Annotated in this window: 24 protein-coding genes and 3 pseudogenes; 8 read left to right on the forward strand and 19 right to left on the reverse strand. The window is 66.0% G+C overall.

What is annotated here, in order from left to right:
• Nucleotides 1–13: 13 nt before the first annotated feature.
• On the reverse strand, nucleotides 14–313 hold the full coding sequence (locus V6Z91_RS23345) for a hypothetical protein (protein ID WP_338761843.1): 300 nt from the start codon (nucleotides 311–313) through the stop codon (nucleotides 14–16).
• Nucleotides 314–426: 113 nt separating this feature from the next.
• Between V6Z91_RS23345 and V6Z91_RS23350 the strand changes: the two are divergent.
• Nucleotides 427–549 (forward strand): annotated as a pseudogene (locus tag V6Z91_RS23350) (alpha/beta hydrolase); the annotation flags it as partial.
• Here the strand turns inward: V6Z91_RS23350 and V6Z91_RS23355 are convergent.
• The 5 genes and pseudogenes from V6Z91_RS23355 to V6Z91_RS23375 form a co-directional block, all read right to left on the reverse strand.
• Nucleotides 539–877 (reverse strand): annotated as a pseudogene (locus V6Z91_RS23355) (hypothetical protein); the annotation flags it as partial. The pseudogenes V6Z91_RS23350 and V6Z91_RS23355 overlap by 11 nt on opposite strands.
• Before the next feature lie 49 nt (nucleotides 878–926).
• Nucleotides 927–1,352 carry a GNAT family N-acetyltransferase gene (locus V6Z91_RS23360; protein WP_338761845.1) on the reverse strand — a complete coding sequence of 142 codons (426 nt, stop codon included), beginning with the start codon at nucleotides 1,350–1,352 and terminating at the stop codon, nucleotides 927–929.
• A gap of 11 nt (nucleotides 1,353–1,363) precedes the next feature.
• Nucleotides 1,364–2,362, reverse strand: a complete 999-nt coding sequence (locus V6Z91_RS23365) for an NADP-dependent oxidoreductase (RefSeq protein WP_338761848.1) — start codon at nucleotides 2,360–2,362, stop codon at nucleotides 1,364–1,366.
• Nucleotides 2,363–2,375: 13 nt separating this feature from the next.
• On the reverse strand, nucleotides 2,376–3,155 hold the full coding sequence (locus tag V6Z91_RS23370; protein ID WP_338761850.1) for an SDR family oxidoreductase: 780 nt from the start codon (nucleotides 3,153–3,155) through the stop codon (nucleotides 2,376–2,378).
• 15 nt (nucleotides 3,156–3,170) lie between these two features.
• Nucleotides 3,171–3,473: a Dabb family protein gene (locus V6Z91_RS23375; RefSeq protein WP_338761852.1), complete on the reverse strand. Its 303-nt coding sequence runs from the start codon at nucleotides 3,471–3,473 to the stop codon at nucleotides 3,171–3,173.
• Between the two features lie 224 nt (nucleotides 3,474–3,697).
• Between V6Z91_RS23375 and V6Z91_RS23380 the strand changes: the two genes are divergently transcribed.
• Both V6Z91_RS23380 and V6Z91_RS23385 read left to right on the forward strand, forming a co-directional pair.
• Nucleotides 3,698–5,398: an MFS transporter gene (locus V6Z91_RS23380; RefSeq protein ID WP_338761854.1), complete on the forward strand. Its 1,701-nt coding sequence runs from the start codon at nucleotides 3,698–3,700 to the stop codon at nucleotides 5,396–5,398.
• Between the two features lie 200 nt (nucleotides 5,399–5,598).
• Nucleotides 5,599–6,096, forward strand: a complete 498-nt coding sequence (locus V6Z91_RS23385; protein ID WP_338761858.1) for a GNAT family N-acetyltransferase — start codon at nucleotides 5,599–5,601, stop codon at nucleotides 6,094–6,096.
• A 41-nt stretch (nucleotides 6,097–6,137) separates the two neighbouring features.
• On the opposite strand, the pseudogene V6Z91_RS23390 reads toward V6Z91_RS23385, so the two are convergent.
• The 8 genes and pseudogenes from V6Z91_RS23390 to queE form a co-directional block, all read right to left on the reverse strand.
• Nucleotides 6,138–6,341 (reverse strand): annotated as a pseudogene (locus V6Z91_RS23390) (aminotransferase class I/II-fold pyridoxal phosphate-dependent enzyme); the annotation flags it as partial.
• A 17-nt stretch (nucleotides 6,342–6,358) separates the two neighbouring features.
• Nucleotides 6,359–7,237, reverse strand: coding sequence for a carboxylating nicotinate-nucleotide diphosphorylase (gene nadC, locus V6Z91_RS23395; RefSeq protein WP_338761861.1), 879 nt, complete (start codon nucleotides 7,235–7,237; stop codon nucleotides 6,359–6,361).
• A gap of 23 nt (nucleotides 7,238–7,260) precedes the next feature.
• Nucleotides 7,261–8,406 (reverse strand): quinolinate synthase NadA, encoded by a 1,146-nt coding sequence (gene nadA, locus V6Z91_RS23400; RefSeq protein ID WP_338772020.1) that lies wholly within the window; start codon nucleotides 8,404–8,406, stop codon nucleotides 7,261–7,263.
• 39 nt (nucleotides 8,407–8,445) lie between these two features.
• A complete protein-coding gene (locus V6Z91_RS23405; RefSeq protein WP_338761863.1) occupies nucleotides 8,446–10,020 on the reverse strand; it encodes an ABC-F family ATPase in 1,575 nt (524 codons plus the stop codon).
• Between the two features lie 124 nt (nucleotides 10,021–10,144).
• Entirely contained in the window at nucleotides 10,145–11,062 is a 918-nt protein-coding gene (ldcA, locus tag V6Z91_RS23410; protein WP_338761865.1) for a muramoyltetrapeptide carboxypeptidase, read from the reverse strand.
• Between the two features lie 33 nt (nucleotides 11,063–11,095).
• On the reverse strand, nucleotides 11,096–11,617 hold the full coding sequence (gene tadA, locus V6Z91_RS23415) for a tRNA adenosine(34) deaminase TadA (RefSeq protein ID WP_338761868.1): 522 nt from the start codon (nucleotides 11,615–11,617) through the stop codon (nucleotides 11,096–11,098).
• Nucleotides 11,618–11,645: 28 nt separating this feature from the next.
• Complete coding sequence (gene queD / locus V6Z91_RS23420; RefSeq protein ID WP_338761870.1) at nucleotides 11,646–12,092, reverse strand: 6-carboxytetrahydropterin synthase QueD; 447 nt, start codon at nucleotides 12,090–12,092, stop codon at nucleotides 11,646–11,648.
• A gap of 12 nt (nucleotides 12,093–12,104) precedes the next feature.
• On the reverse strand, nucleotides 12,105–12,740 hold the full coding sequence (gene queE, locus V6Z91_RS23425) for a 7-carboxy-7-deazaguanine synthase (RefSeq protein WP_338761872.1): 636 nt from the start codon (nucleotides 12,738–12,740) through the stop codon (nucleotides 12,105–12,107).
• Nucleotides 12,741–13,120: 380 nt separating this feature from the next.
• Between queE and V6Z91_RS23430 the strand changes: the two genes are divergently transcribed.
• Nucleotides 13,121–14,122 (forward strand): diguanylate cyclase, encoded by a 1,002-nt coding sequence (locus V6Z91_RS23430; protein WP_338761875.1) that lies wholly within the window; start codon nucleotides 13,121–13,123, stop codon nucleotides 14,120–14,122.
• Here the strand turns inward: V6Z91_RS23430 and V6Z91_RS23435 are convergent, their stop codons facing one another.
• Complete coding sequence (locus tag V6Z91_RS23435) at nucleotides 14,123–15,832, reverse strand: DUF4214 domain-containing protein (protein ID WP_338761877.1); 1,710 nt, start codon at nucleotides 15,830–15,832, stop codon at nucleotides 14,123–14,125.
• Between the two features lie 132 nt (nucleotides 15,833–15,964).
• Nucleotides 15,965–18,151: a prolyl oligopeptidase family serine peptidase gene (locus V6Z91_RS23440; protein WP_338761880.1), complete on the reverse strand. Its 2,187-nt coding sequence runs from the start codon at nucleotides 18,149–18,151 to the stop codon at nucleotides 15,965–15,967.
• Between the two features lie 135 nt (nucleotides 18,152–18,286).
• On the opposite strand from V6Z91_RS23440, the gene V6Z91_RS23445 reads away from it, so the two are divergent.
• Nucleotides 18,287–18,427: a hypothetical protein gene (locus V6Z91_RS23445; protein ID WP_338761882.1), complete on the forward strand. Its 141-nt coding sequence runs from the start codon at nucleotides 18,287–18,289 to the stop codon at nucleotides 18,425–18,427.
• Nucleotides 18,428–18,445: 18 nt separating this feature from the next.
• On the opposite strand, the gene V6Z91_RS23450 is transcribed toward V6Z91_RS23445, so the two are convergent.
• The 3 genes from V6Z91_RS23450 to V6Z91_RS23460 form a co-directional block, all read right to left on the reverse strand.
• On the reverse strand, nucleotides 18,446–19,849 hold the full coding sequence (locus V6Z91_RS23450) for a tetratricopeptide repeat protein (protein WP_338761885.1): 1,404 nt from the start codon (nucleotides 19,847–19,849) through the stop codon (nucleotides 18,446–18,448).
• Nucleotides 19,850–20,028: 179 nt separating this feature from the next.
• A complete protein-coding gene (locus tag V6Z91_RS23455) occupies nucleotides 20,029–20,655 on the reverse strand; it encodes a 3'-5' exonuclease (RefSeq protein WP_338761888.1) in 627 nt (208 codons plus the stop codon).
• A gap of 7 nt (nucleotides 20,656–20,662) precedes the next feature.
• Entirely contained in the window at nucleotides 20,663–21,913 is a 1,251-nt protein-coding gene (locus V6Z91_RS23460) for an Hsp70 family protein (RefSeq protein ID WP_338761891.1), read from the reverse strand.
• Nucleotides 21,914–22,024: 111 nt separating this feature from the next.
• Here V6Z91_RS23460 and V6Z91_RS23465 point away from each other — a divergent pair, with 111 nt between their 5' ends.
• The 3 genes from V6Z91_RS23465 (at nucleotide 22,025) to V6Z91_RS23475 (ending at nucleotide 24,287) form a co-directional block, all read left to right on the forward strand.
• Nucleotides 22,025–22,228 (forward strand): hypothetical protein, encoded by a 204-nt coding sequence (locus V6Z91_RS23465; protein WP_338761893.1) that lies wholly within the window; start codon nucleotides 22,025–22,027, stop codon nucleotides 22,226–22,228.
• A 102-nt stretch (nucleotides 22,229–22,330) separates the two neighbouring features.
• Nucleotides 22,331–23,458, forward strand: coding sequence for a LacI family DNA-binding transcriptional regulator (locus V6Z91_RS23470; protein WP_338761895.1), 1,128 nt, complete (start codon nucleotides 22,331–22,333; stop codon nucleotides 23,456–23,458).
• Between the two features lie 124 nt (nucleotides 23,459–23,582).
• Nucleotides 23,583–24,287 (forward strand): MHFG family PEP-CTERM protein, encoded by a 705-nt coding sequence (locus V6Z91_RS23475; RefSeq protein WP_338761897.1) that lies wholly within the window; start codon nucleotides 23,583–23,585, stop codon nucleotides 24,285–24,287.
• Nucleotides 24,288–24,290: the final 3 nt, after the last annotated feature.

Here is a 24,290-nt window from a genome sequence, read left to right on the forward strand (position 1 = left end):
CACGCAGCATACCTCATCTGTCCCGGCGCGGCAGCGACAGCCCGGCGGGCATCGCATCCCACCGGTTGCGCCGGTGCTCCACGGCGTCGGGATCCACTTCGAGCACCACGCTTTCGATCTCGCGCGCCAGATCCGGCACCGGCTCGCCGGCCAGTTCCCTGGCGATGGCCAGGGCCTTTGCCAGGCCGTAGCCGTATTTCTCCGTGAGCAGGCCCGCCAGTTCGCGGGTCTCGGCGCCGCGCGCCACGTCCTTCAGCCGGTTCGCGCCGTAGCGGCGCAACTCGGCCAGCACTCTCTCCTGTAGCTCATCCATCGGTCCACCTCCTCCTGGAGGGGGTATCTTGGCGGCGCCGTGCCACGATCGGCGCACGGCTGGATCCGTATCCAAGCGTATCGGCCCGGCAAGCGCACACATGCGATTGCAAGAAGTTCACCGGCAGATACGAACATCGCCAGCTCGGCGGCGGCATCGGGCACAACCTGCCGCAGGAGGCGCCGGGGGACTTCGCGCAGGCGATCCTCGATGTCGGCCGATGGCTCAGCGCGTGACGGGTGCAACGGCCCGTGCATCGGCCCTGGTGGCCGGAATGCAGTCCAGCCCCATGAGCGTGCGCTCCACCGCCACGTCGAGCGGGGTATGCGGTTCGGCGCCCAGCTCGGCGACGAGCCGCGCATTGTCCAGCCGCAGCGGCACGCGCCACAGGTAACGCATCTCCAGCAGCTCGCGCATGGTCTCATGGAAGGGTGCCGCCAGCCGTACCAGCCACCAGGGGAAGGCGGTAATGGCGGCTTTCTGTCCATGGCCGGCCGCCACGCGCTGGATCGCCAGTGCCATCGCGGTGCCGTCGGCGTCCCAGTGGCCGCCGAAGTGGAAACGCAGGCGCTCTCCGCGCACGCGGAGGTCGGCGCCGGCTGACGGGCAGCGCTCAGAACACGTGCCGCATCTCGATATGCGGTATGCCCGCTTCGTGAAATTGCCCGCCGACCTGCTCGAAGCCGTGCGCGAGGTAGAACGGCGCCGCATGCGTTTGCGCGGACAGCACCACTTCAGGGTGGCCCCGTTCGCGCGCATGCGCCATCAGGCCCCGCAGCAGCGCGCTGCCGATGCCGGTGCCGCGCGCGTCTTTCATGACCGCCATCCGGCCGATATGCCCGTCGGGCAGCAGCCGCCCGGTGCCGACGGGAGTGCCGGCCGCGTCATAGGCGACGGCGTGCAGGCAGACGGCGTCCTTCTCGTCCATTTCGATCTCGGGCGGCACATTCTGCTCCCGCACGAAGACGGCGATGCGGATCACCTGCGCATCGGCGCTGAGCGTGGCCCAGTCGCCGTAACGGATTTGATGGGACTTCATGCTTGCCTCGCTCACACCAGTTTCACCAGCTGCTTGCCGACATTGCGGCCTTTCAGGAGGCCGATGAAGGCCTCCGGCGCCGAGGCCAGCCCTTGCGATACCGTCTCGCGGTACTTGAGCTGGCCCGCCGCGACGAGCGAGCCCAGCTCCGCCAGGCCCTGCGGCCAGCAGTCGAGGTGCTCGGTGACGATGAAGCCGCGCAGCGTGATGCGGTTCTTCAGCAGCACGCGCACGCTGCGCAGCGGGATGTCCTCGCCGTTGTACCCGGCGATCATGCCGCACAGCGCCACGCGGGCGAACGGATTGGTGCGCGCCAGGGCCGTGTCGAACACGGGGCCGCCCACGTTCTCGAAGATGCCGTCGATGCCGTCGGGCGCCGCCGCCTTCAGGTCGCCACGCAGGTCGCCGCCCCGATAATCGACGCAGGCATCGAAGCCCAGTTCGCGCACCACGTAGTCGCACTTTTCCGGCCCGCCGGCAATGCCGACGGCGCGGCAGCCGCGCAGTTTCGCCAGTTGCCCGACCACGCTGCCGACCGCGCCGCTGGCAGCCGACACGCAGACCGTCTGGCCCGGCTGCAATTCCAGGATACGGTTCAGCCCATACCAGGCCGTCATGCCCGGCATGCCCACGACGCCGAGATAGGCCGACAGCGGCACGGCCGAGGTGTCCAGCTTGCGCAGCCCGGCGCCGTCGGACACGGCCATTTCCGCCCAGCCTCCCATCGCCGCCACGAAGTCGCCTTCGCGGAACGACGGGTGCCGGGAGGCGACGACTTCGCCCACCGTGCCGCCGATCATGGTCTCATCGAGCGGCTGCGGCGCCGCATAACTGCGCGCGTCGTCCATCCGCCCGCGCATATAGGGGTCCAGCGACAGGTAGTGGTTGCGGATCAGGAGCTGGCCGTCGGCCAGTTCGGGTAGCGGCACGGTCTCGAGCCGGAACAAGTCTGGCGTCACTTCGCCCTGGGGCCGTGCGGCCAGCACGATTCTCTGGTACGTATTGTTCATTGTTTCCACACTTTCAGACGGCGGAGACACCGCCGTCGATGGCGAGGATCTGGCCGGTGATGTGCCGCCCGGCGCGCGAGGCGAACAGCACGACGGCGCCCTTCAGGTCGTCGTCGCCGCCCAGGCGGCCCAGCGGCGCATCGGCTGCCAGCCGCTCGCCCATTTCATTCAACAGGCCGTGCGTCATCTTCGACGGGAAAAAGCCCGGCGCGATGGCGTTCACGTTGATGCCGTAGGCACCCCACTCGCCGGCCAGCGTGCGCGTGAAATTCACGATCGCGCCCTTGGACGTGTTGTAGGCCAGCGTCTTCATCGTGCCCGGCGGGTTGCCGGCCAGGCCGGCGATCGAGGCGACGTTGACGATGCTGCCCGCGCGGCGCGGGATCATCGAGCGCCGGCCGACCGCTTGCGTGAGCAGGAAGACGCCGCGCACGTTCAGGTTCATCACCTTGTCCCACGCTTCCAGTGGAGTATCCTCGGCTGGTGCCGCCCAACCCGCGCCAGCGTTGTTGACCAGGATGTCGACCTGACCGAGCCTGTCCATGGCCGCCTGCGCGAGCGCATCGGCCGCGGCCGGGTCGGCCAGGTCGGCTACCGCGGCGTGCGCGGCGATGCCTTGCGCCCGCAGTGCCGCCACGGCTTCGTCGAGCCCCGCCTGCTTGCGGGCGCTGATGAGTACCGTGGCGCCCTGCTCGCCCAGCGCCATGGCCAGTTGCAGGCCGAGCCCGCGCGAGCCGCCCGTGACCAGGGCGGTCTTGCCCTCCAGGCTGAACAGCTCGCGCACCGAGGTCACGCCGCACCTCTCATGCTAGACCTCGTAGTCCATGCACTGGCGCCCTTCGCGCACGGTGGCGATGAAGGGTTTCAGCGCCACGTGCTGCGGATGGTCGAGGTAGGCGTCCAGCGCGGCCTTGTCGGCGAACTCGGAATACAGCACCACGTCATACGTTGCCTCCAGGCCCGGCTGGGCCAGCGCCACTTCGAACTTGCCCATGCCCGGTACGAGGCCGATGCACGCGTCCAGCAACTCCTTCACCTTGCGCGCATTGGTGGCGCGGTCGGCGCCTTCGGCCTCGTCCTTCAGCTTCCACATCACGATGTGCTTGATCATTCGGGCATCCTTGCTGTTTGCTTAATTGTACAAGCGCGCGAGGATACCACAGCGCCGCCGGGCCGCCGCCGGCGCCTCCTCTTGCGTAAGTTTCGTGTAAGTTTCATGAAAGAATCGCGTAAGGTTCGGCGCCCACACTCGATCGGCCAACACAATAACCGGGCCCGACCCGGACGGCACCGGACTGCAACGATAGGCACACCGATAAACTGGAGACTACTATCATGGCTATCACATCTGGGACCGCGGATCCGCGGAACATGGGGGGCAAGGCCACACCGATGACGAAGGAGGAAAAGAAGGTCATCTTCGCTTCTTCCCTCGGCACCGTGTTCGAGTGGTACGACTTCTACCTGTACGGCTCCCTCGCAACGATCATCGCCAAGCAATTCTTCATCGGCGACCCCACCACCACCTTCATCTTCGCCCTCCTTGCCTTCGCCGCCGGCTTCATCGTGCGGCCGTTCGGCGCCATCGTGTTCGGGCGGCTGGGCGACATGATCGGCCGTAAATACACCTTCCTGATCACGATCCTGATCATGGGCCTGTCCACCTTCATCGTGGGCCTGCTGCCGGGGCATGCGTCGATCGGCATCGCCGCGCCGATCATCCTCGTCACCCTGCGCATCCTGCAGGGGCTGGCGCTGGGTGGCGAGTATGGCGGAGCTGCCACCTACGTGGCCGAGCACGCGCCTCACGGCAGGCGCGGCCTGTTCACCTCCTGGATCCAGACCACCGCCACGATGGGCCTGTTCCTGTCGCTGCTGGTGATCCTGGCCACGCGCACCGCCGTGGGCGAGGACGAATTCCAGGCCTGGGGCTGGCGCATTCCCTTCCTGGTGTCCGTGCTGCTGCTGGGGATTTCGGTGTGGATCCGAATGGCGATGCAGGAATCGCCCGCCTTCGCCAAGATGAAGGCCGAGGGCAAGACCTCGAAGGCGCCGCTGTCCGAAGCCTTCGGCGAATGGAAGAACCTGAAGATCGTGGTCCTGGCGCTGGTCGGCCTCACGATGGGCCAGGCCGTGGTGTGGTACACGGGCCAATTCTATGCCCTGTTCTTCATGGAAAAGACTCTGATGATCGAGTCCGCCACGGCGAACATCCTGATCGCCATCGCCCTGTTGCTGGCCACGCCGTTCTTCGTGATCTTCGGCGTGCTCTCGGACAAGGTTGGCCGCAAGTGGATCATCCTGGGCGGGTGCCTGATCGCCGCCCTGACCTACTTCCCGATCTTCAAGGCATTGACCCACTACGGCAACCCGCAACTGGAAGCGGCCCAGATCAGCGCCCCGGTGGTGGTGGTGGCCGATCCGGCATCCTGCCACTTCCTGTTCAACCCGACGGGCCAGCGCAAATTCCCATCGTCCTGCGATATCGCCACCAGCACGCTGTCCGCCTCGGCGGTGAACTACACGCGCCAGGATGCGCCTCCGGGTACCGTCGCCAAGATCAAGGTGGGCGACAAGGAGCTGAGCTCGTTCAATGCCGTGATGACGCCGGACAACCTGAACTTCGATGCGGCCAGCAAGGCGCGCGAAACGGCCTTCAAGGCCGAGGTCACTTCCGCCATCCGCGCGGCCGGCTACCCCGCCAAGGCCGATCCCGAGCGCATCAACAAGCCGATGGTGGTGCTGCTGCTGTTTATCCTGGTGCTCTACGTGACGATGGTCTATGGCCCGATCGCCGCCATGCTCGTCGAGATGTTCCCGACCAAGATCCGCTATACCTCGATGTCGCTGCCCTACCACATCGGCAATGGCTGGTTCGGCGGCCTGCTCCCCACCACCGTGTTCGCGCTGGTGGCGTTCAAGGGCGATATCTACTACGGCCTGTGGTATCCGATCGTGGTGGCCCTGATCACCTTCATCATCGGTGCCCTGTTCGTGCGCGAGACCAAGGACCGCGACATCTACGCGGCCGACTGATTTTCGTGAGGCGGCGTGCCGGCGCCGCATTTCCAAGGCCACCTTCGGGTGGCCTTTTTTGCTGTCGGGCTGGTCTCAAAACAACACATGACCAACCGGGGACAGTCCCCGAGTTTTTACAACAGGGACAGCCCCCGATTCTTGGCAATATGTTTCGTTTGGCCGCTACAATGTACTCTCGGCAACTCAACACTATTTCAATGACCGACTTCACGATCCGCCCCTTCACTGCCGGCGAATGGACCACCTGGCGCGCGCTGCGCCTGGCGGCGCTGGCCGATTCCCCCGACGCGTTTGGCAGCACGCTGGCGGACGCGCAAGCGCGCGCGGACGCGACCTGGCAGGCCTTGCTGGCGCAGGCGGTGGCGGCGCCCGAACAGCTGCCGCTGCTGGCCGAAGTGGCGGGCGAGTCGGCCGGCTTGACGTGGGCACAGGTCGAGGGCGGAAACGCCGTGGTGTACCAGGTGTGGGTGGCACCGGACTACCGCGGCCGCGGCATCGCGCGGGCGCTGCTCGAACGCGCGATCGGCTGGGCCCGCGACCGGGGTGCGACGGTCATGGAGCTGGGCGTGACGGCGGGCGACACGCCGGCAGTGCGCCTGTACCGCCGCCTGGGCTTCGAAGCCATGGGAGCGCCCATCCCGATGCCCAACCGAAACGGGCTCCATGAGCAACCCATGCGGCTGGTCATGGACTGACAGTCACGCCCGCGAAGCGCAACCGCTTCCGACAGGCGGCGTCAGGCAAGCACTTCGCGCAGCGCGGCAACGAGCTTGCCGCACTCCTCGTCCGTGCCGATCGAGATGCGCAGGAACTGGTCGATGCGCGGCAGTTTGAAATGCCGTACCAGAATGGCCCGCTCCCGCAGCGCCGCCGCCAACGCGGCCGCGTCATGCCCGGGGTGCCGGGCGAAGACGAAGTTCGCCCGCGACGGCAATCGCAGGCGCCCGGCGCTGGGCGTTACAGCGCGGCGCCGTCGACGATGCGCAGCGAGTAGTCGGTGGCCTTCACGTCCTTCGTCAGCGCGCCGATCGAGATGCGGTGCACGCCCGTTTCGGCGATCGCCCGCACGGTGTCGAAGTTGACGCCGCCGGATGCTTCCAGCAAGGCGCGCCCGCGGTTGACCTGCACGGCCTCGCGCATCATGGCCAGGTCGAAGTTATCCAGCAGGATCGACGTGGCGCCGGCGGCCAGCGCTTCCTCGAGCTCGACGAGGTTTTCCACCTCGACCTGGATCGACACCTTGCCGCCCACGTGCTTGGCGGCCACCAGCGCGGCCGTGATGCCGCCCGCCGCCGCGATATGGTTTTCCTTGATCAGGATGCCGTCGTACAGGGCCAGGCGCTGGTTCTGCCCGCCGCCCACGCGCACCGCGTATTTCTGCGCCAGGCGCAGGCCCGGCAGCGTCTTGCGGGTGTCGAGGATGGCCGCGTTCGTGCCGGCGATCGCGTCGACGTAGCGCCGCGTGGCCGTGGCCACGCCGGACAGCAATTGCAGGAAGTTCAGCGCCGAACGCTCGGCCGTGAGGATCGCGCGCGACGGGCCGACCAGCGTGCAGACCGGCGTATCGGCCTTCATCGCCTCGCCCTCGGCGTAATGCCACTCGATGCCGATCGCCGGGTCGAGCGCATGCATGATGCCTTCGAACCAGGGCGCGCCGCACAGCACGGCATTTTCACGAACGATCACGCGGGCAACGGCGCGGCTGGCCTCGGGAACGAGGTTGCCGGTCAAGTCGCCGGTGCCCACGTCTTCCAGCAACGCGGCCAGCAGGTTGGCTTCGAAGGCGCGCGACAGCGCCTCGTCGAACGGTGCAAATCGGTTAATTAATGTGCTCATAACCCGGTACTCAACTCCAATCCTTATGCGGGGCCAATTCCACTGAACAGCTTGGCTTCTTTTGCCAGGTCGGCGCCCGGCGCCACCTTGGCTTTTTTCGCGGCCGCGAAATCGAGCATGCGGTTGATCGACACCTTGGCCTGTTCACCCACCGCCGGATCGACATGGATCTCGTTGGAGAGGTTTTCCAGCACGTCGGCCAGGTTGCGCAAGCCGTTCATCGCCATCCATGGGCAGTGCGCGCAGCTCTTGCAGGTGGCGCTGTTGCCGGCGGTCGGCGCTTCGATGAAGGTCTTGTTTGGCGCGGCCAGGCGCATCTTGTGCAGGATGCCGTTGTCGGTGGCGACGATGAATTTCGTCGCGGGCAGGCTGACGGCGGCGGCGATCAGCTGCGAAGTCGAGCCGATGACGTCGGCCTGTTCCACCACATTGGCCGGCGACTCGGGGTGCACCAGCACCTTCGCATCCGGGTGCTCGGCCTTCAGCAGGTCGAGTTCGATGCCCTTGAACTCGTCGTGCACGAGGCAGGAGCCCTGCCACAGCAGCATGTCGGCACCGGTCTGCTTCTGGATATAGGAACCCAGATGTTTATCGGGCGCCCACAGGATCTTCTTGCCCTCGGCATGCAGGTGCTGGACGATGTCCAGGCCGATCGACGAGGTGACCATCCAGTCGGCCCGCGCCTTCACGGCCGCGCTGGTGTTCGCATACACGACCACGGTGCGGTCCGGGTGCTGGTCGCAGAACGCCTTGAATTCGTCCGGATCGCAACCGAGGTCCAGCGAGCAGGTCGCGTCCAGGTCCGGCATCAGGATCGTCTTTTCCGGCGACAGGATCTTCGCCGTCTCGCCCATGAACTTCACCCCCGCCACCACGAGCGTCCTGGCCGGATGGTCGCGCCCGAAGCGCGCCATCTCGAGCGAATCGGACACGCAGCCGCCCGTTTCCTCGGCCAGGTCCTGCAGGTCGGCATCCACGTAGTAGTGGGCCACCAGCACCGCGTCGCGCTCGCGCAGCAGGGTGCGAATGCGCTCCTTCAACAGGATTTTCTCGTCGGCCGGCACCGGTGCCGGCGTGCGCGCCCACGCGTGGGCCACGCAGCTGCCGCCCTGCTCGTTCTCCTCCAGCAGCGGTTTCTCGAATTCGACCGCGAATTCGCCCTTCTTCATTGCTACGGAATTGGCTACGGTATTCATCGCTTTTATCGATTAATTGATACCCTGGCTGGTCAGGTATTCCTCGTAATTGCCGCGGAAGTCGACCACCTCGTTTTCCTTGATCTCGATGATGCGATTCGCCAGCGACGACACGAACTCGCGGTCGTGCGACACGAAGATCAGCGTACCGGCGTATTTTTCCAGCGCGATGTTCAGCGACTCGATCGATTCCATGTCCATGTGGTTCGTCGGTTCGTCCAGCAGCAGCACGTTATGGCGGCCCAGCATCAGCTTGCCGTACATCATGCGGCCCTTCTCGCCGCCTGACAGCACGCGCACGGACTTCTTCACCTCGTCGCCGCCGAACAGCAGGCGACCCAGGATCGAGCGCACGGCCTGGTCGTCGTCGCCCTCCTTCGTCCACTGGCCCATCCAGTCGGTCAGGTTGGCGTCGGTGGCGAAGTCCTCGGTAGGGTCCTGCGGCATGTAGCCCACGTTGGCGTTCTCGGCCCACTTCACGAAGCCGGTATCCGGCTGCAGCCTGGCGATGTCGCCGGCGATGCAACGCAGCATGGTCGTCTTGCCGGCGCCGTTGGCGCCGATGATGGCGATGCGCTCACCCGCCTCGACGAGGATGCTGAAGTTCTTGAACAGGGTCTTGTCGTAGGTCTTCGAGATCGAATCCACCTCGACGGCCAGGCGGTGCAGCTTCTTCTCGCCCTCGAAGCGCACGAACGGATAGGCGCGCGAGGACGGCTTGATGTCCTCGACCTTGATTTTTTCGATCATCTTTGCGCGCGAGGTGGCCTGGCGCGCCTTGGACTTGTTGGCCGAGAAGCGGCGCACGAAGTCCTGCAGCTCCGCAACCTTTTCCTTCGCCTTGGCGTTGTTGGCCAGCTGCTGGTTGCGCGCCTGCGTGGAGGCCAGCATGTAGTCGTCGTAGTTGCCCGGATAGATCTTCAGCGTGCCGTAGTCCATGTCGGCGATGTGCGTGCACACCTGGTTCAGGAAGTGGCGGTCGTGCGAGATGATGATCATCGTCGAGTCGCGCTGGTTCAGCACGTCCTCGAGCCAGCGGATCGTGTGGATGTCCAGGTTGTTGGTCGGTTCGTCGAGCAGCAGGATGTCCGGGTTCGAGAACAGCGCCTGCGCCAGCAGCACGCGCAGCTTCCAGCCCGGCGCCACGGCGCTCATCGGTCCCTGGTGCAGGTCGATCGCGACGCCCGCGCCCAACAGCAGTTCGCCGGCGCGTGCCTCGGCCGTGTAGCCGTCGTACTCGGCCACTTTGCCTTCCAGCTCGGCGGCCTTCATGTAGTCGTCGTCCGTCGCTTCCGGGTTCGCGTAGATCGCGTCGCGTTCCTGCATGGCGGCCCACATCTCCGTGTGCCCCATCATGACCACGTCCAGCACGCGCATCTCCTCGTACGCGAACTGGTCCTGGCGCAGCTTGCCCAGGCGTTCGTTCACGTCCAGCATGACGTTGCCGGCCGACGGCTCCAGATCGCCGCCGAGGATCTTCATGAAGGTGGACTTGCCGCAGCCGTTGGCGCCGATCAGGCCGTAGCGGTTGCCGTCGCCGAACTTGACGGAGATATTCTCGAACAGCGGCTTGGCGCCGAATTGCATGGTGATGTTTGCGGTGGATAGCACTGATGAGCCCTTGCGTTGGAATGTTTCAATGAACCGCGCATTTTATCATTTCCCTTGTCTTCCCGGCACGGGGCAGCCGGCCGCGGCCCTCGCCCACCCTTCAGCGGTACGGATCGGCCAGGGTCGGGTAGTCCGTGACCGTCAGGTCGAAGCCTTCCGCATCGGATGTCAGGTGCGCCAGGCCGCCGAACGGCAGCGTGCAGCGCTGTTTCACGTGGCCGAACGGCAAGCCGGTCAACACCGGGATCGGCAGCGTCTCGCGCAGGTAGGCGAGCATGGCGTCGAAGTCGTAGCCGTTGTCGAAGGCCGCCAGCCGGTAGCCGGAAAAGTCGCCCAGCACCAGCGCGCGCTGGCCGTCGAGCGCGCCGGCGTACAGCAATTGCAGGATCATCCGCTCGACGCGGTACGGGTGCTCGTTGATGTCCTCGATGAACAGGATACCGCCGGCGATGCGCGGAAAGTACGGCGTGCCGACCAGGTGATTCAGCATCGCCAGGTTGCCGCCCCACAGCGGCCCTTCCACGTCGACGACCGGGTTGCCGGCTGCCGTGCCGCGCACGGCGTGCGTGGGGCCGCGCAGGCAGTTCCAGAACTGGTCGAGCGTGTAGTCGACCGGTTCGTCGCGGATGAAATCGTCGCAGATCATCGGGCCGGCGAAACTCTTGCGCCCCGTGGCCGCGTACATGCCCATGTGGAAGGCCGTGAAATCGCTGTAGCCGGTGAACAGCTTGCCGCTGTCGGCCATGGCCCGGAAATCGATGCGCGGCAGGATGCGCGAGATGCCATAGGCGCCGCGCAGGGCGATGACCACCTGCACGTCCGGATCGCGGCTGGCCGCCTCCAGCTGCGCGAGCCGGCCCGCATCGGTGCCGCCGAAGCGCTGGAATCTGCCGGCCGGGTCATAGTAATTGTGGACGGTGCAGCCCAGTGCTTCGAGGCGGGCGATGCCGCGCGCGAGCGCCGCTTCATCCAGCGCAAAGCCGCCCGGGGCGGCGATCGCGATACCGATATTCTTCAAACGAGCTCCAGGGAGACAAGAGGCGCGGCCATCTTACCCGCCGGTGCCGCCGCCAGCAAGACGCTCCGCGACGATCGCTTCTCGCTCTTTCTCGATTTCGCGCTCCGCCCTGGCCGCGCGGGACGCGGCGCGCCGGCTGGCGAAGAAAGTCTTGAGCAGGTTGCCGCACTCCTCCTCCAGCACGCCCCCCTCGGCCCGCGTGTGGTGATTCAGCTGCGCCGACGCATACAGGTCGACGACGGAGCCGGCGGCGCCCGTTTTCGGGTCGCGCGCGCCGTACACCACTTTCGCCAGGCGCGCATGCATCATCGCACCGGAACACATCACGCACGGCTCCAGCGTCACATAGAGCTCGCAGCCGGGCAGCCGGTAGTTGCCCAGCGCCCGCGCGGCCGCCCGCAGCGCGACGATCTCGGCATGCGCCGTGGGGTCGTGGCCGGCAATGGGCTGGTTGAAGCCGCGCGCGATCACCACGCCATCCTTCACCACCACGGCGCCGACCGGCACCTCGCCCAGGTCCCAGGCCCGCTGCGCCTCGGCGAGGGCTTCGCGCATGAAAGCATCCTGGCCGGGGCCGACCGCGTCAGGCATCGGTGATCTCGGCCCAGCAGTTCGGCGTTTCGTGCAGCACCAGCTTGTGCAGCTTCAGGCCGGTGCCATAACGGTCCTTGTAGGCGGCCTTCAGGATCCCGAACGCGACGGCGGCCAGGTTTTCCACGGTGGGGATGCGGTCGATCACCACGGTCTTGTGGTTCGGCAGCGACGCCAGGAATTCCATCACGGCATTGTCCTTGTCATAGACGAGGAACGCGTGATCCCAGACGTCGACCAGGTGCTCCTTGGCGAGCGCCTTCACGTCGGAAAAGTCCATGATCATGCCGTTGTCGGAATTGCCTTCGGCGGAAATCACCTCGCCGGTCAGCGTGATCTCCAGCGTATAACGGTGCCCGTGCAGGTTGCGGCACTGGCTCTTGTGGTCGGGAATGCGGTGGCCGGCGTCGAATTCCAGCTTGCGGGTAATCGTCAACATAAGAGAAAAATATCAGGGTATGTTCAGGAGTTTATGGGTCTGCAGCGAAAGCTTCCATTTCGGATTGCGCTTGCACGTCTCGATCGCCAGCGTCGTGTTGAAAGCGGCCAGCGGGCCATCCATCGGCTGCACGAAGAAGTTGTCGAAGTCCAGGTGCTCGTAATCCGCCAGGTCCTGGTTCGCTTGCGGGATCACCACCTTCAGTTCGTTGCCCTTCGCGACCACGAGCTGCGAGCCCACCTTCGGGCTGACGCACACCCAGTCGATGCCGGCCGGCACGGGCACCGTGCCATTGGTCTCGATGGCGATGGTAAAGCCGGCCGCGTGCATGGCGTCGATCAGCGGCGCGTCGAGCTGCAGCAAAGGCTCGCCGCCGGTGAAGACGACGTATTTGCTCGCGGCGTAGGTATCCGGCCAGAGGCTGTGTATCACCTCGGCCAAGGCCTGTGGCGTAGCGAACTTGCCGCCGCGTTCCCCGTCGGTGCCCACGAAGTCGGTGTCGCAGAATTGGCAAACGGCGCTGGCGCGATCGCTTTCGCGGCCCGTCCACAGGTTGCAGCCGGCGAAGCGGCAAAAGACGGCGGGCCGGCCCGCGTGGGCGCCCTCGCCCTGCAAAGTATAGAAGATCTCTTTGATGCTGTATGTCACGATGAATCCTGTGCGGCCGGGCTCACGCCAGCCGAGCTGGCGGCCACGGTGAATGGCGAACCCTCGATTATAAGCCAAAGCGACGCATGCCGGGCTCCCCGCCGAAAGTTGACTACAAGCAAGAAGAGGCCTAGGTCAGTGCGGTAATGTCATTGGATGCGATGACCAGTGGCAATACAACGAAACGCGGCGCATCTGCTTCAAGGATCAGTCCGTTCCGCGCACCTTTGTTGTCGATCAAATGAAGGGCCGATACCGGGATGCACAATTAAGACTCAGCGCAAGAAAAACGCAAATAAAAGAGCAATAAGGAAAGAAAAAGAGCCGCGTACCCAACCTTTGAACGAGTCAACCGCAGTCGCTACCTCGCAGGCACCTCAATGAACAGTTCGCAAAAAGTGCAGCACATGATGGATTTCCCGCACGCCGACCAGTCGCATGGTTATGCATTCAGGCTGCTGGAACTCCTCGCCATCCCCGCTTTCGTGCTCGATGCGCGCGGCCGCGTCATCGTCTGGAATCGCGCCTGCGAAGGCCTGACCGGCGTTCCCGGCTACGAAGTGCTGGGGACGCGCGATGCATGGCGCTGCTTCCACCGGGACCCGCGCCCCACGCTGGCCGACCTGGTGGTCGAGCAGCGCACGCGGGAGGTGGCGGCGCTGTACGACGCGCATGACACCGCGGGCGAACAATCGGGGCACGTGAGCGCGGAAGGCTGGTGCGACATGCCCCGCGCCGGCAAGCGCCGCTACCTGGCGGTCGATGTGAGCCCGATCTGCGATGAACACGGCCGGCTCGCGGCCGTGGTGGAAACGCTGCGCGACATGACGGACGAAAAGCAGGCCCAGATCGCGCTCGAACAGTTGGCCACCCGCGACGGCCTGACGGGCCTGGCGAACCGCCGTTGCTTCGACGACACATTGCACGCCGAATGGCAGCGCGCACTGCGCCAGCAACAACCGCTGTCACTGTTGATGGTGGACGTGGACAATTTCAAGCAGTACAACGACGCCTACGGCCATGTGGGCGGCGACGAATGCCTGCAGCGCATCGCCGGCGCCGTGGCAAAGGAGATGCGGGCCAACGACCTGGTGGCGCGCTATGGCGGCGAGGAATTTGCCGTGATCCTGCCGAACCAGTCGCTGAAGGGGGCGGCCATCGTGGCCGAACGGATCCGCTGCCGGGTCGAGCAACTCCATTTGCCGAATCTGGGCGCGGCAAAGCGCTTCGTCACGGTGAGCATCGGGGCCGCGACGGCCCTGGCGGCGCCCGAGAATGATCCGTCGCAGCTGGTGGCAACGGCTGACGCGGCGCTGTATCGGGCCAAGCACATGGGCCGCAACCGCATCAGCCTGACGCGGGAGACCGAAGGCTCGGCGTGATCAGGCGTAAGGAGTGTAGTTCACGCCGTTGATGATCGTGCCGATGAGGTTGGCCTGGAGTTCCGCCGATTCGGAGAACCCCGTCAAGACATCGCCGCGCGCGGCACCGGCGTTCAGCACGGCAAGCCAGTAGTCGAAGCCGCCCTGGTCATAACTGCGGTCCAGCACGTTCGCATACAGCTGGGTGACGAAGCCCGCATTATCGAGCGCACCATAGGTGTGCATGAATTCCGGGCTGCGCGCGAATTCCTCGGCCACGACACCCAGTCGCACGCCCGCATCCAGCGCTTTCAGCCAGTAACCGAAGCCGCCGTCATCGGGCGCCCTGTCGAATGCCGCCGCGTACACGCGATACAGCTGGCCGGCGCCGGCATCGATATCGAGTGCGACATTGCCGTCGCCGAAATCGAGCCGCTCCACGTTGACCAGCACATCGGCAACGCCGGTGGTGTTCGACGTGACCGAATAGCCTTCGGCCGTGCGGACGATCTGGTAACCGGCGCGCGCGCCGGAGAACACGGCGACATCGAGGCCCGCGCCGCCGTCGATGTGCGCGGCCCCCGCGGGAACGGTGAGGATGTCATTGTTCCCGCTGCCCAGTTGCGTGGTCGCCGCCCCGAATGCGTCCATGCCCAGCGTGCCGTCGGCGAAGCGAAGGTACTCGATCCCGGTCAGGATATCGGTACCCTCGCCGCTTACCGTCAGCGTGCCGCCTTCGCGCAACACGATATAGTCATCGGAAGACCGGGAAAACACCACCGTGTCCTGGCCCGCCCCGCCGGCGATCGTGTCGCTGCCGACACCCTGGTAGAACACGTCCGCGCCCGCGCCGCCGGTCAGCCGGTTGCCGATGCCATTGCCGTAGAAGGCGGTCCCGCCGCTGCCGCCGATCGCGTTTTCGATCGTCACGTTGTAGGCGATCGACACATTGTTCATGCCGCGCGCGGTTTCGCTGAAAGCCCCAGCGTTCAGGTTGATCACCGAGGCGCCGGCGCAGGCGGAGAAATCGAGCGTGTCGCTGCCGCCCGCATCCCAGATGCACTGCGGCGCGGTGCCACTGGAAAACTGATAGACATCATTGCCGACCCTGTACGTCGTGTTGGCGCCGTACAGGTACTGGATGGCCTGGATGTCGTAAAGCATTGCCGACGTCGCAAACGTGCGGTTGATCGCGTAGCTGCTCGGGTCCTGGTACGACATCTGCGTATAGTCGCCGTTGTCGGTCTCGGCAGGCAGGAATGGGCCGCCGATGCTGGAGCCCGCCGCATCGTAATCGCCCGGGTGCTTCAGGCCAAGCATGTGGCCGATCTCATGGATCAGCACGGAGGGGCCATAGGAGCCCGTCGTGAAGTTCGACGTGTACGACACCTTGTTGTTCAGGTACATCTGCACGGAACTGTAGCCGTTCGGCAGGTACGCATACGCGCTGCTGCCCGTTTGCGCATTGGTACCGAACTGCAGCTGCCCCCCATTTGCCGCCACTTCCACGAACGTGACATTCGCCACGGCCGACCATTGCGCCAGTGCGACGCGCACCGCGGCCTGCTGGGTGGCCGTCATGGCCAGGAAGCCGTACTGGTCTTCGGCCGAGGCACCGACCGGCGCGCGAGTCAGGAATCCATATGTCAGTGTGACCGGCGTATTGGCCGTGGTTTTCCAGCTGCTGTAGACGAGCGCATCGATTGCGATGTTTCCGGTATTGGTGACCATAATGCGTGCGAAGTGATTCGGGGGCCCGGCAGGATGCACCGGGGGTGAGGAATTGTAGCATTTTGGCCGGCAATTTCCTTGCGGAAAGCAAAAAAGGCGCCGAAGCGCCTTCTTTGTTGCAACAGGGCACGTTTACCGCGCGTCTCCGCCCGCCAGCGAGGCGGACACGGCGGGCGCTTGCATGCCCAGCGTGCGAGACAGGAAGCCCCAGCGATCGGCCACTTCCTCGATCTGCTTCGACGTGGGCTTGCCTGCTCCGTGGCCGGCCTTCGTCTCGATGCGGATCAGCACCGGCGCCGCGCCGCCTTGCGCTGCCTGCGCGGCCGCCGCGAACTTGAAGCTGTGCGCCGGCACGACGCGGTCGTCGTGGTCGGCCGTCGTGACCATCGTGGCCGGATAGCATGTGCCGGGCTTCAGGTTGTGCAGCGGCGAGTACTTGACGAGTGCCTGGAATTCCTCGGGGTCGTCGGCCGAGCCATAGTCGGAAGTCCATGCCCAGCCGATCGTGAACTTGTGGAAGCGCAGCATGTCCATCACACCCACGGCAGGCAGCGCGGCGCCGAACAGGTCCGGCCGCTGCGTCATCGCCGCACCGACCAGCAGGCCGCCGTTGCTGCCGCCGCCGATTGCCAGCTTCGATGGCGACGTGACCTTGTTCGCGATCAGCCATTCGGCGGCACCGATGAAGTCGTCGAAGACATTCTGCTTGCGCAGCCTGGTGCCGGCCTGGTGCCATTCCTCGCCGTATTCGCCGCCGCCGCGCAGGTTGGCCATCACATACACGCCGCCCATTTCCACCCAGGCCAGGTTGGCCACCGAGAATGCCGGCGTCAGCGGCACATTGAAGCCGCCGTAGCCGTACAGGTAGGTCGGGTTGCCGCCATCGAGCTTGGTACCCTTCCTGGCAACGATGAACATCGGCACGCGGGTGCCGTCCTTGCTGGTGAAGAATTCCTGGCGCGTCTCGTACGCCGCGGGGTCGAAGTCCACCTTTGGCTGGCGATACACGGCGCTCTTGCCGGTCTTCAGGTCGTAGCGGTAGATCGTCGACGGGGTGGTGAAGCTCGTATAGGCGTAGAACGTTTCCGTGTCGCTGCGCTTGCCGGCGAAGCCGCTGGCCGATCCGATGCCCGGCAAGGTCACGTCGTGCAGCGGCTTGCCCTTCAGGTCGAACACCTTGACGGCACTGTAGGCATCGGCCAGGTATTCGGCCACCAGCTGGCCGTTGACGATGTTGGCGCCCTTGAGCGTCTGCTTCGCTTCCGGCACGATTTCCGTCCACTTGCCGGTGCGCACGTCGATGGCGGCAATGCGCGACTTCGGCGCGTTCTTGTCGGTGACGAAGTAGAAGCGCGGGCCGTCGTTGTCGATGAAGGTGTAGGACGCGTCGAATGCTTCCAGCAAGCCCTTCACCTTGCCACCCTTTTCCTTCAGGTCCTTGATGAACACGCGGTTCCTGGGATCGGTGCCCTGGGTAGAGTTGATGACGAGGTAGCGGCCGTCATCGGTCACCTCGGCCTGGAATCCCCATTCCTTCTGGTCCGGCCGGTGATAGACCAGCACGTCCTGCTCCTGCGGCGTGCCCAGCTTGTGGAAGTACAGCTTCTGGAAGTAGTTGACGCCGGCAAGCCTGGTGCCTTCGGCCGGTTCGTCGTAGCGGCTGTAGTAGAAGCCCGACCCGTCGTGCGCCCAGGCCGTGTCCGAGAATTTCACCCATTTGATATGGTCCGCCGTGTCCTTGCCCGTGTCGATGTCGCGCACGCGGATCTCGTTCCAGTCCGAGCCCGAGGCCGCCGTGCTGTAGGCCAGGTACCTGCCCTGCGGGCTTACCGCCACCCCCGCCAGTGCCACCGTGCCGTCGGCTGCCAGCGTATTCGGATCGAGCAGCACGCGCGGTTCGTCGTCCAGCGACTTCAGGGTGTACAGCACGGCCTGGTTCTGCAAGCCGTCGTTGCGGCTGTAGAAATAGCGCCCGCCCTCCTTGAACGGCACCGAATACCGTTCGAAGTTCCATAACTGCGTGAGGCGCTGGCGGATCGCCGCGCGCTCGGGAATCTGGCCGAGGAAGCTTTGCGTGAGGCGGTTCTGTTCGTCGACCCATGCCTTCGTTTCGGCACTGTTGGCGTCTTCCAGCCAGCGGTAGGGATCGGCGATCGTGGTGCCGTGATAGTCGTCCCGCTGGTCGACCTTCTTGGTGACGGGATAGGCCAGCGGCTGCTGGTCGGTGCGGGCCGGGCAGCTTTGCGCCAGCGCCTGGCCGGTGGTACCGGCCAGCAGCGCGCAGACGATGGTAGCGAGGGTAGCGCGTTTCAGTTGCATGGATGTCCTTGTGATGTGAAGTCCGCCTCGGCACGGCGGACTCCCGATCATAGCGTCAACCATGGCAAATAAGAAAGGTTCTACCAGCGTCGGCGGCGCACTTTATTCGGCAGCCGGCGGTGCATGAATGATTTCATGCAGGAATCGACTCGTGGCGCCCTCCTCGCGGCACGCCGGGACGCATTGTCACCCTTGCGGCGGCCTGCCGACCGCGCCGACGCGTTGCCGGGCGCGCGCGGCAAGGGAGGTGGCGGCCCGGCGCATCGCTACCGGTGATGCGGGCGCGGCAACCACTCAGGCGCGATGGGCGTCGCGCCAGCGGCGCGTCATCAGTTCGGCGGAACCGATTTCCTCGCGCGTGAGCTTGCGCTCGATCAGCTTGCGGTTGTTGCAGGCCGTTTCATCGCCGGCCTCGGCCGCCAGCGAGATCCACATATAGGAAAGCACCGGATCCCGCTCCACGCCGCGCCCGCCCGCGTACATGCCCCCCAGGTTGTACTGCGCCAGCGGATGGCCCTGTTCGGCCGCCTTGCGGTACCAGCGCACGGCCTCGGCATCGTCCTGCGGTACGCCCTGCCCGTTCGCGTACATCACGCCCAGGTTGTTCTGCGCGCTGGCGTCGCCCTGCTCGGCCGCATGGCGGTACCAGGCCACCGCGCGCGCTTCGTCCTTCGGCACGCCGTGGCCATTGGCATAGATGACGCCCACATTGAACTGCGCATTCGCGGCGCCCTGATCGGCAGCCTTGCGGTACCACGCGAGCGCCGCGGCCGGGTCGCGGGCCACGCCGCGCCCCTGCGCATACATGCCGCCCAGGTTGTACTGGGCGAGCATGTGGCCGGCGGTGGCCGCGCGGTGGTACCAGTCGAAGGCCAGCGCCTCGTCCTTGTGCGTGCCATAACCGTTCGACAGCATCACGCCCAGGTTGAACTGCGCATCCACGTCGCCCTGCTCGGCGGCACGGCGCAGCCAGGAGCAGGCCCGCTCCAGGTCGGCCGGCACGCCGCGGCCTTCCGCGTACGCCACCCCGAGATGCCGCTGGGCGGCCGTCATGCCTTGCGCCGCCGCCTGGCGGTACCACGCGACTGCCTGCGTGTCGCTCTGCAACACGCCGTGGCCGCGCCGGTACATCAGGCCCAGGTTCAGTTGCGCGGTCGCGTCGCCCTGCAGCGCGGCCTTGCGGAACCACGCCAGCGCGAGCTGGAAATTGCGCTTCGTGCCCAGCCCCTGCGCATAGGCTTCGCCGAGCAGCGCCTGGGCGCTCGCCACGCCCTGCTCGGCGGCGCGGCAGAACCACGTGAGCGCGGTCGCGTGGTTCTGCGGCACGCCGCGCCCCTTGCGGTACATGAGCCCCAGGTTCTGCTGCGCCGAGGCGTCGCCCTGCTTGGCCGCCATGCGGAACCAGAACACGGCCTCGGTGTCGTCCGGCTTCGTGCCGGCACCCTTGTAGTACATGGCGCCCAGGTGGTTCTGCGCGAAGGCGATGCCCTGCAAGGCGGACAGGCGCATCCAGATGAATGCCGCGTCGTCGTCGCGCCGCACGCCCTTGCCGCGCTTGTACATCAGTGCCAGGTTGAACTGCGCATACGGGTCGCCTTTTTCCGAAGCTTCGCGAAACCACGCGTAGACGTTCACATCCTTTCCCGAGTGATGGTCGTTGGATTGGTGATTGAAACGGTTGTTGAAACGGTTGTTCATGCCAGCTCCCCCATCCAGCACGTCGCTATGTTGCATAAAGCTTAATAAACGATTGCGCACGCCGTTTGAGCGACCTCAATCGGTTGCCCGGTTGCTCATGGTCCGGCATGCAAAAAGAAAGCTTGACGCGACGCGACGCGGCATGCGGGCAGGCAGGCTAGCCGCGCCCGCGGCACTGCTCAGGCCGCAGCGGCGGAATGCTTGCGCAGGAACGCCGGGACCTTCGCCGCGGCGAGCTTGTTGACCGACATCAGCAATGCGGGCTCGACCGCGGCGATGCCATAGTTTGATGCCAGGTGGCGGCCGATGTGCATCAGCACTTGCGCAGCCACCTCGGCATCGGCCTCCGCGCGGTGCGCGGTGCCGCGGAACGGGATGCCGAGCTGGCTGCCCAGGCTGCCCAGCTTATAGCTGTGCAACGCCGGGTAGACGCGCCGCGACAGCTTCAGCGAGCAAACCGTGCCGCCATGCGCGGGCGCCAACCCGAGGCGCGAGCTCTCGGCGCGCAGGAATTTTTCATCGAAGCTGGCGTTATGCGCCGACAGCGTGTCGGCGCCGATGAACTCGAGCAGGCGCGGCACGACCTCGTGCGCCGGCGGCGCAGTGTCGACCATGCGTTGCGTGATGCCGGTCAGGCTCGTGATGAAGGCGGGAATGCGCACGCCACAATTGACGAGGGAGACATAGCGCTCGACGATCGCGCCGTCGGCGATGCGCAGCGCAGCCACTTCCGTGATGCGGTCGCCCATCTCCGGCGACAATCCGGTGGTCTCGAAGTCGAGCATGACGATCTGCTTGGTCAGCATGGGGGCCTCAACCGAATTTCCGTACCGCGTCGAGCGCCAGGCCCGCGCCGATACTGCCGAACAGGTCGCCCTCGACCCTGCGCGCGGACGGCACGGCGGCGCCGATGCGCTCGCGCAGCGCCGCCACGCCGGACGAGCCGCCCGTGAAGAACACGGTATCGACCTGCTCCGGCCGCACGCCGGCTTCCCCCAGCAGGCGCTCGACCGTGCCGCCGACCGTATCCACGAGTGCGCCGATGGCCGCGACGAAGCATTCCCGATCGACGTCGAGCGCCACGGGCGGCGTGAGTCGGTCCAGGTCCGGCGTCACCCGCGCCTGGGCGGACAGCGCGATCTTCGTTTCCTCGACACGCATCGCCAGCCAGTGGCCGGCGCGGTCCTCGATGAGATTGCGCAGCCGCTGCAGCTTTTCCGGCTCGCGCGCATCGCGCACCAGTTCGCCCAACTGCTGCGACATCTTCTTCGTGTAGGCCTGGTTGATCGTGTGCCACGTCGCCAGGTTGAAGTAATAGCTGGAAGGCACGGCGCTGCCGTTCTTCAGCGTGCTGCCGTGACCCAGCTGGGGCATCACGGCGGCCAGGCTCAGGTATTTATCGAAGTCGGTACCGCCGATATGCACGCCGGCGTTCGCCAGGATGTCGTCGCGGCGATCCGGCTTCGCGGCCCGCGCCGGTGCCAGCCGCACCAGCGAAAAGTCCGACGTGCCGCCGCCGATGTCGGCGATCAGCACGAGTTCCTCGCGGGCGATCTGCGACTCGTAGTCGAAGGCGGCAGCGATCGGCTCGAACTGGAAGGCGAGATCGCGGAAACCGGCGTCGCGCGCGATGGCGGCCAGCGTATCTTCGGCCAGCCGGTCCGCGGCCGGGTCGTCGTCCACGAAGTGGACCGGGCGGCCCAGCACCGCCGCATCGAAACGGCGCCCGGCGGCCTGCTCGCCACGGCGCTTCAGTTCGCCGATGAACTGCCCCAGCAGCGACCGGAACGACAGCGCCCGGCCCGCCACCTCGGTCTGGCCATCCATCAGCGGCGTCCCGAGCAGGCTCTTCAGTGAACGCATCAGGCGGCCCTCGTAGCCGGCCAGGTAGTCGGCCAGCGCGGCGCGGCCGAACGTGACCTCGTCGTCGTCGGCATTGAAGAACACGACCGACGGCAGGGTGACCTTGCCATCCTCGAGTGGCAACATCACCGGCCGGCCCGGCTCGACCCACCCGACCGTGGAATTGGACGTGCCGAAATCGACACCGCACGCTGCTGCCATCGCTACCTCATCTGAAAGGGGCGAAATTTTACCAGAGTTGGCTTGAGCTGAATCAAATCCCGCATGCCGCAGATAGTTACGCTAGGAAATTCGACACCAAGGGAGACGGATATGGAACATCACTGCAGAGGTTCGCGGCAAGTGCGCTACAAGATGGGAGAAGACATGCGCACGGCCGGCTCGGCGGGACCGGGCCGGGCGCATGCACGACGCGGCCAGGCGCTGGAATACATCCGCGGCAACTGGCGCCGGCGCGCGGGAGCAACCGGCGTGCTGTTGGCCGTTATCGCGGTAACGCTGGCCATGGCCGGGTAGCGCCGACGCGACAAAGCAGAAATTTCCACATGGGAATTGTTGCCACAAGGTAAGTTTGCCTTTATCCTCAACCGAAACGGTCGAACCGGGCCGACACGAACGATGAGAAAAACGAAGACACCCCCTCCGGTAGACAGCGTGGCCGCCGCCAGGGTGGCCGAATACAAGGCTGCCGCCCTGCGCGAGAACCGGCGCGTCACGTCCTATGACGTGGCGCTGGTCGCCGGAGTATCGCAGTCGGCCGTGTCGCGCTGTTTCAAGCCCGGCGCGAGCGTATCGGCGGCAACCTATGCGCGCGTGATGAAGGCCGCCGCCGGCCTCGACTACATCCCCAACGCGGCGGCACGCAGCCTGATCACGCGGCGCTCGAACATGGTCGCCGTCGTGATGTCCCACGTGGCCAACCTGTATTACCCGGAAGCGCTCGCCGACCTCTCGCAGCAACTGGCCCGCCGCGGCAAGCGCGTGCTGCTGTTCACGATGCAGCACGAGTCCGACGTCGGCCACATCCTGGCCGACATCTGGCAGTACCAGGTCGACGGGGCCATCATCGCCGCTTCCCTGAGCGAGGAACAGGTGCAGGAATTCGAGCGCCGCGCCCTGCCGCTCGTGGTCTTCAACCGCAACCTGCGCGGCCGCACGGTAAACAGCGTGCTGTGCGACCAGTACGAAGCGGGCCGCATGCTGGCCACCCGGCTGGCCCGCGCCGGCCACCGCCAGTTCGGCATCGTGGCGGGGCCGGAAGCGTCGGCCCTGGCAACGGAGCGCCGCGCGGGAGCCTGCGAGCGCCTGCATGAACTGGGGCTGCCCCGCCCCGTCGTCGTGCCGGGCCGGTTCGATTATGCCGGCGGCGCCCAGGGCCTGCGGGAGATCATCGCCTGCCTCGGCAGGACACCCGACGTGGTCATCTGCGGTAACGACGTGATGGCGCAGGGCTGCCTCGACACGGCACGCCACGAGCTGGGCATCGACGTGCCTGGCACGATGTCGGTTGCCGGCCTGGATGCGATCGAACCGGCCGGCTGGCTCAGCGCGGACGTGACCACGCTGCGCCAGCCGATGCACAGCATGGCACTGGCGGCGGCCGACCTGCTCACGTCGATGATCGAAGCGCACGGCGCCCACACCGCCGAGAAGCGCATGTTTGCGCCGCAACTGGTCGAGGGCGCCACGGCCCGACTCGCGCCACCCACCGCGGATTCCCTCGCGGACGACTCGCTGGCCGCCTGAGCGGCCCTCCATTGTAACGACGCGGCTTGCATGCCGCGACACATTGTTGTGCGTTAGGACACGCACCTACTCAGCAATGTGAACGGCTTACAGTCCTTCCAAGACAGTTTTCATGGAGACCCGCATGGCGTTCGTACTTGCCGCGGCCGCTGCCGCATTTCTCGTGCAACCAGTCTGTTCATGGGACCGGCCAGGTGTCGACCGCTACCGCGGCACGCCGGCTGCCGCGCTGGCGCATTACCGCGACATTTCCGAAGCGGAGCGCGCCACCCTGGCAAGGCGCATCGACGCCGGCATTCCCGACGATAAGGTAGAGATCAGCAGGACATCCGTCACCGGGCACTACACGTATGCCGGCACGATTTCGGACATGCACTTCGACAAGACCCGGCTGTGCCGTACCGTGACCCGTTCGCAATGGCAGCCAGCACATCGCGAAACGGCAGCCGTGTATTGCGTTGGCGAGGCGTGCGTGCTGGTGCCGGAGGTGTGCGGCAACGTCAGCCGGGTACGGCGCATCGTCACGTCCGGTGGCAGCGCGCCCGGCACGACCGGCGGCGCTCCGCCGCTGCCGGCCCAGCCTCCCGAATCGCCCCCACAGCCGGCACCCGTGTATCCAGCGGTGCCATCGGGCAGCGAAGCCTTGCCGCCATGGGCCGCCCCTGTCGCGCCACTGGCGCCGCCGCCCCGGCTCGGTTACCCCGGGCCCGGCCGCGAGGTCGGCATGCCGGTTCCCCTGGCACCGATCCCCGAACCTTCCACGTGGGCGATGCTGCTCGGCGGACTCGCCTTGGTGGCGGCGCGGGCAGGCCGACGCCGCGGAAAGTGAAGC

The organism is Massilia sp. METH4 (assembly GCF_037094685.1).
Classification (GTDB): domain Bacteria; phylum Pseudomonadota; class Gammaproteobacteria; order Burkholderiales; family Burkholderiaceae_D; genus Rugamonas.

Excerpts from the sequence above, each read along its gene's own strand:
- V6Z91_RS23345 (WP_338761843.1), bottom strand. The coding sequence starts at position 313 with ATGGATGAGCTACAGGAGAGAGTGCTGGCCGAGTTGCGCCGCTACGGC.
- V6Z91_RS23360 (WP_338761845.1), bottom strand. The coding sequence starts at position 1,352 with ATGAAGTCCCATCAAATCCGTTACGGCGACTGGGCCACGCTCAGCGCC.
- V6Z91_RS23365 (WP_338761848.1), bottom strand. The coding sequence starts at position 2,362 with ATGAACAATACGTACCAGAGAATCGTGCTGGCCGCACGGCCCCAGGGC.
- V6Z91_RS23375 (WP_338761852.1), bottom strand. The coding sequence starts at position 3,473 with ATGATCAAGCACATCGTGATGTGGAAGCTGAAGGACGAGGCCGAAGGC.
- V6Z91_RS23380 (WP_338761854.1), top strand. The coding sequence starts at position 3,698 with ATGGCTATCACATCTGGGACCGCGGATCCGCGGAACATGGGGGGCAAG.
- V6Z91_RS23385 (WP_338761858.1), top strand. The coding sequence starts at position 5,599 with ATGACCGACTTCACGATCCGCCCCTTCACTGCCGGCGAATGGACCACC.
- nadC (WP_338761861.1), bottom strand. The coding sequence starts at position 7,237 with ATGAGCACATTAATTAACCGATTTGCACCGTTCGACGAGGCGCTGTCG.
- nadA (WP_338772020.1), bottom strand. The coding sequence starts at position 8,406 with ATGAAGAAGGGCGAATTCGCGGTCGAATTCGAGAAACCGCTGCTGGAG.
- V6Z91_RS23405 (WP_338761863.1), bottom strand. The coding sequence starts at position 10,020 with ATGCAATTCGGCGCCAAGCCGCTGTTCGAGAATATCTCCGTCAAGTTC.
- tadA (WP_338761868.1), bottom strand. The coding sequence starts at position 11,617 with ATGCGCGAAGCCCTCGCCGAGGCGCAGCGGGCCTGGGACCTGGGCGAG.
- queD (WP_338761870.1), bottom strand. The coding sequence starts at position 12,092 with ATGTTGACGATTACCCGCAAGCTGGAATTCGACGCCGGCCACCGCATT.
- V6Z91_RS23430 (WP_338761875.1), top strand. The coding sequence starts at position 13,121 with ATGAACAGTTCGCAAAAAGTGCAGCACATGATGGATTTCCCGCACGCC.
- V6Z91_RS23435 (WP_338761877.1), bottom strand. The coding sequence starts at position 15,832 with ATGGTCACCAATACCGGAAACATCGCAATCGATGCGCTCGTCTACAGC.
- V6Z91_RS23440 (WP_338761880.1), bottom strand. The coding sequence starts at position 18,151 with ATGCAACTGAAACGCGCTACCCTCGCTACCATCGTCTGCGCGCTGCTG.
- V6Z91_RS23445 (WP_338761882.1), top strand. The coding sequence starts at position 18,287 with ATGCAGGAATCGACTCGTGGCGCCCTCCTCGCGGCACGCCGGGACGCA.
- V6Z91_RS23450 (WP_338761885.1), bottom strand. The coding sequence starts at position 19,849 with ATGAACAACCGTTTCAACAACCGTTTCAATCACCAATCCAACGACCAT.
- V6Z91_RS23455 (WP_338761888.1), bottom strand. The coding sequence starts at position 20,655 with ATGCTGACCAAGCAGATCGTCATGCTCGACTTCGAGACCACCGGATTG.
- V6Z91_RS23460 (WP_338761891.1), bottom strand. The coding sequence starts at position 21,913 with ATGGCAGCAGCGTGCGGTGTCGATTTCGGCACGTCCAATTCCACGGTC.
- V6Z91_RS23465 (WP_338761893.1), top strand. The coding sequence starts at position 22,025 with ATGGAACATCACTGCAGAGGTTCGCGGCAAGTGCGCTACAAGATGGGA.
- V6Z91_RS23470 (WP_338761895.1), top strand. The coding sequence starts at position 22,331 with ATGAGAAAAACGAAGACACCCCCTCCGGTAGACAGCGTGGCCGCCGCC.
- V6Z91_RS23475 (WP_338761897.1), top strand. The coding sequence starts at position 23,583 with ATGGCGTTCGTACTTGCCGCGGCCGCTGCCGCATTTCTCGTGCAACCA.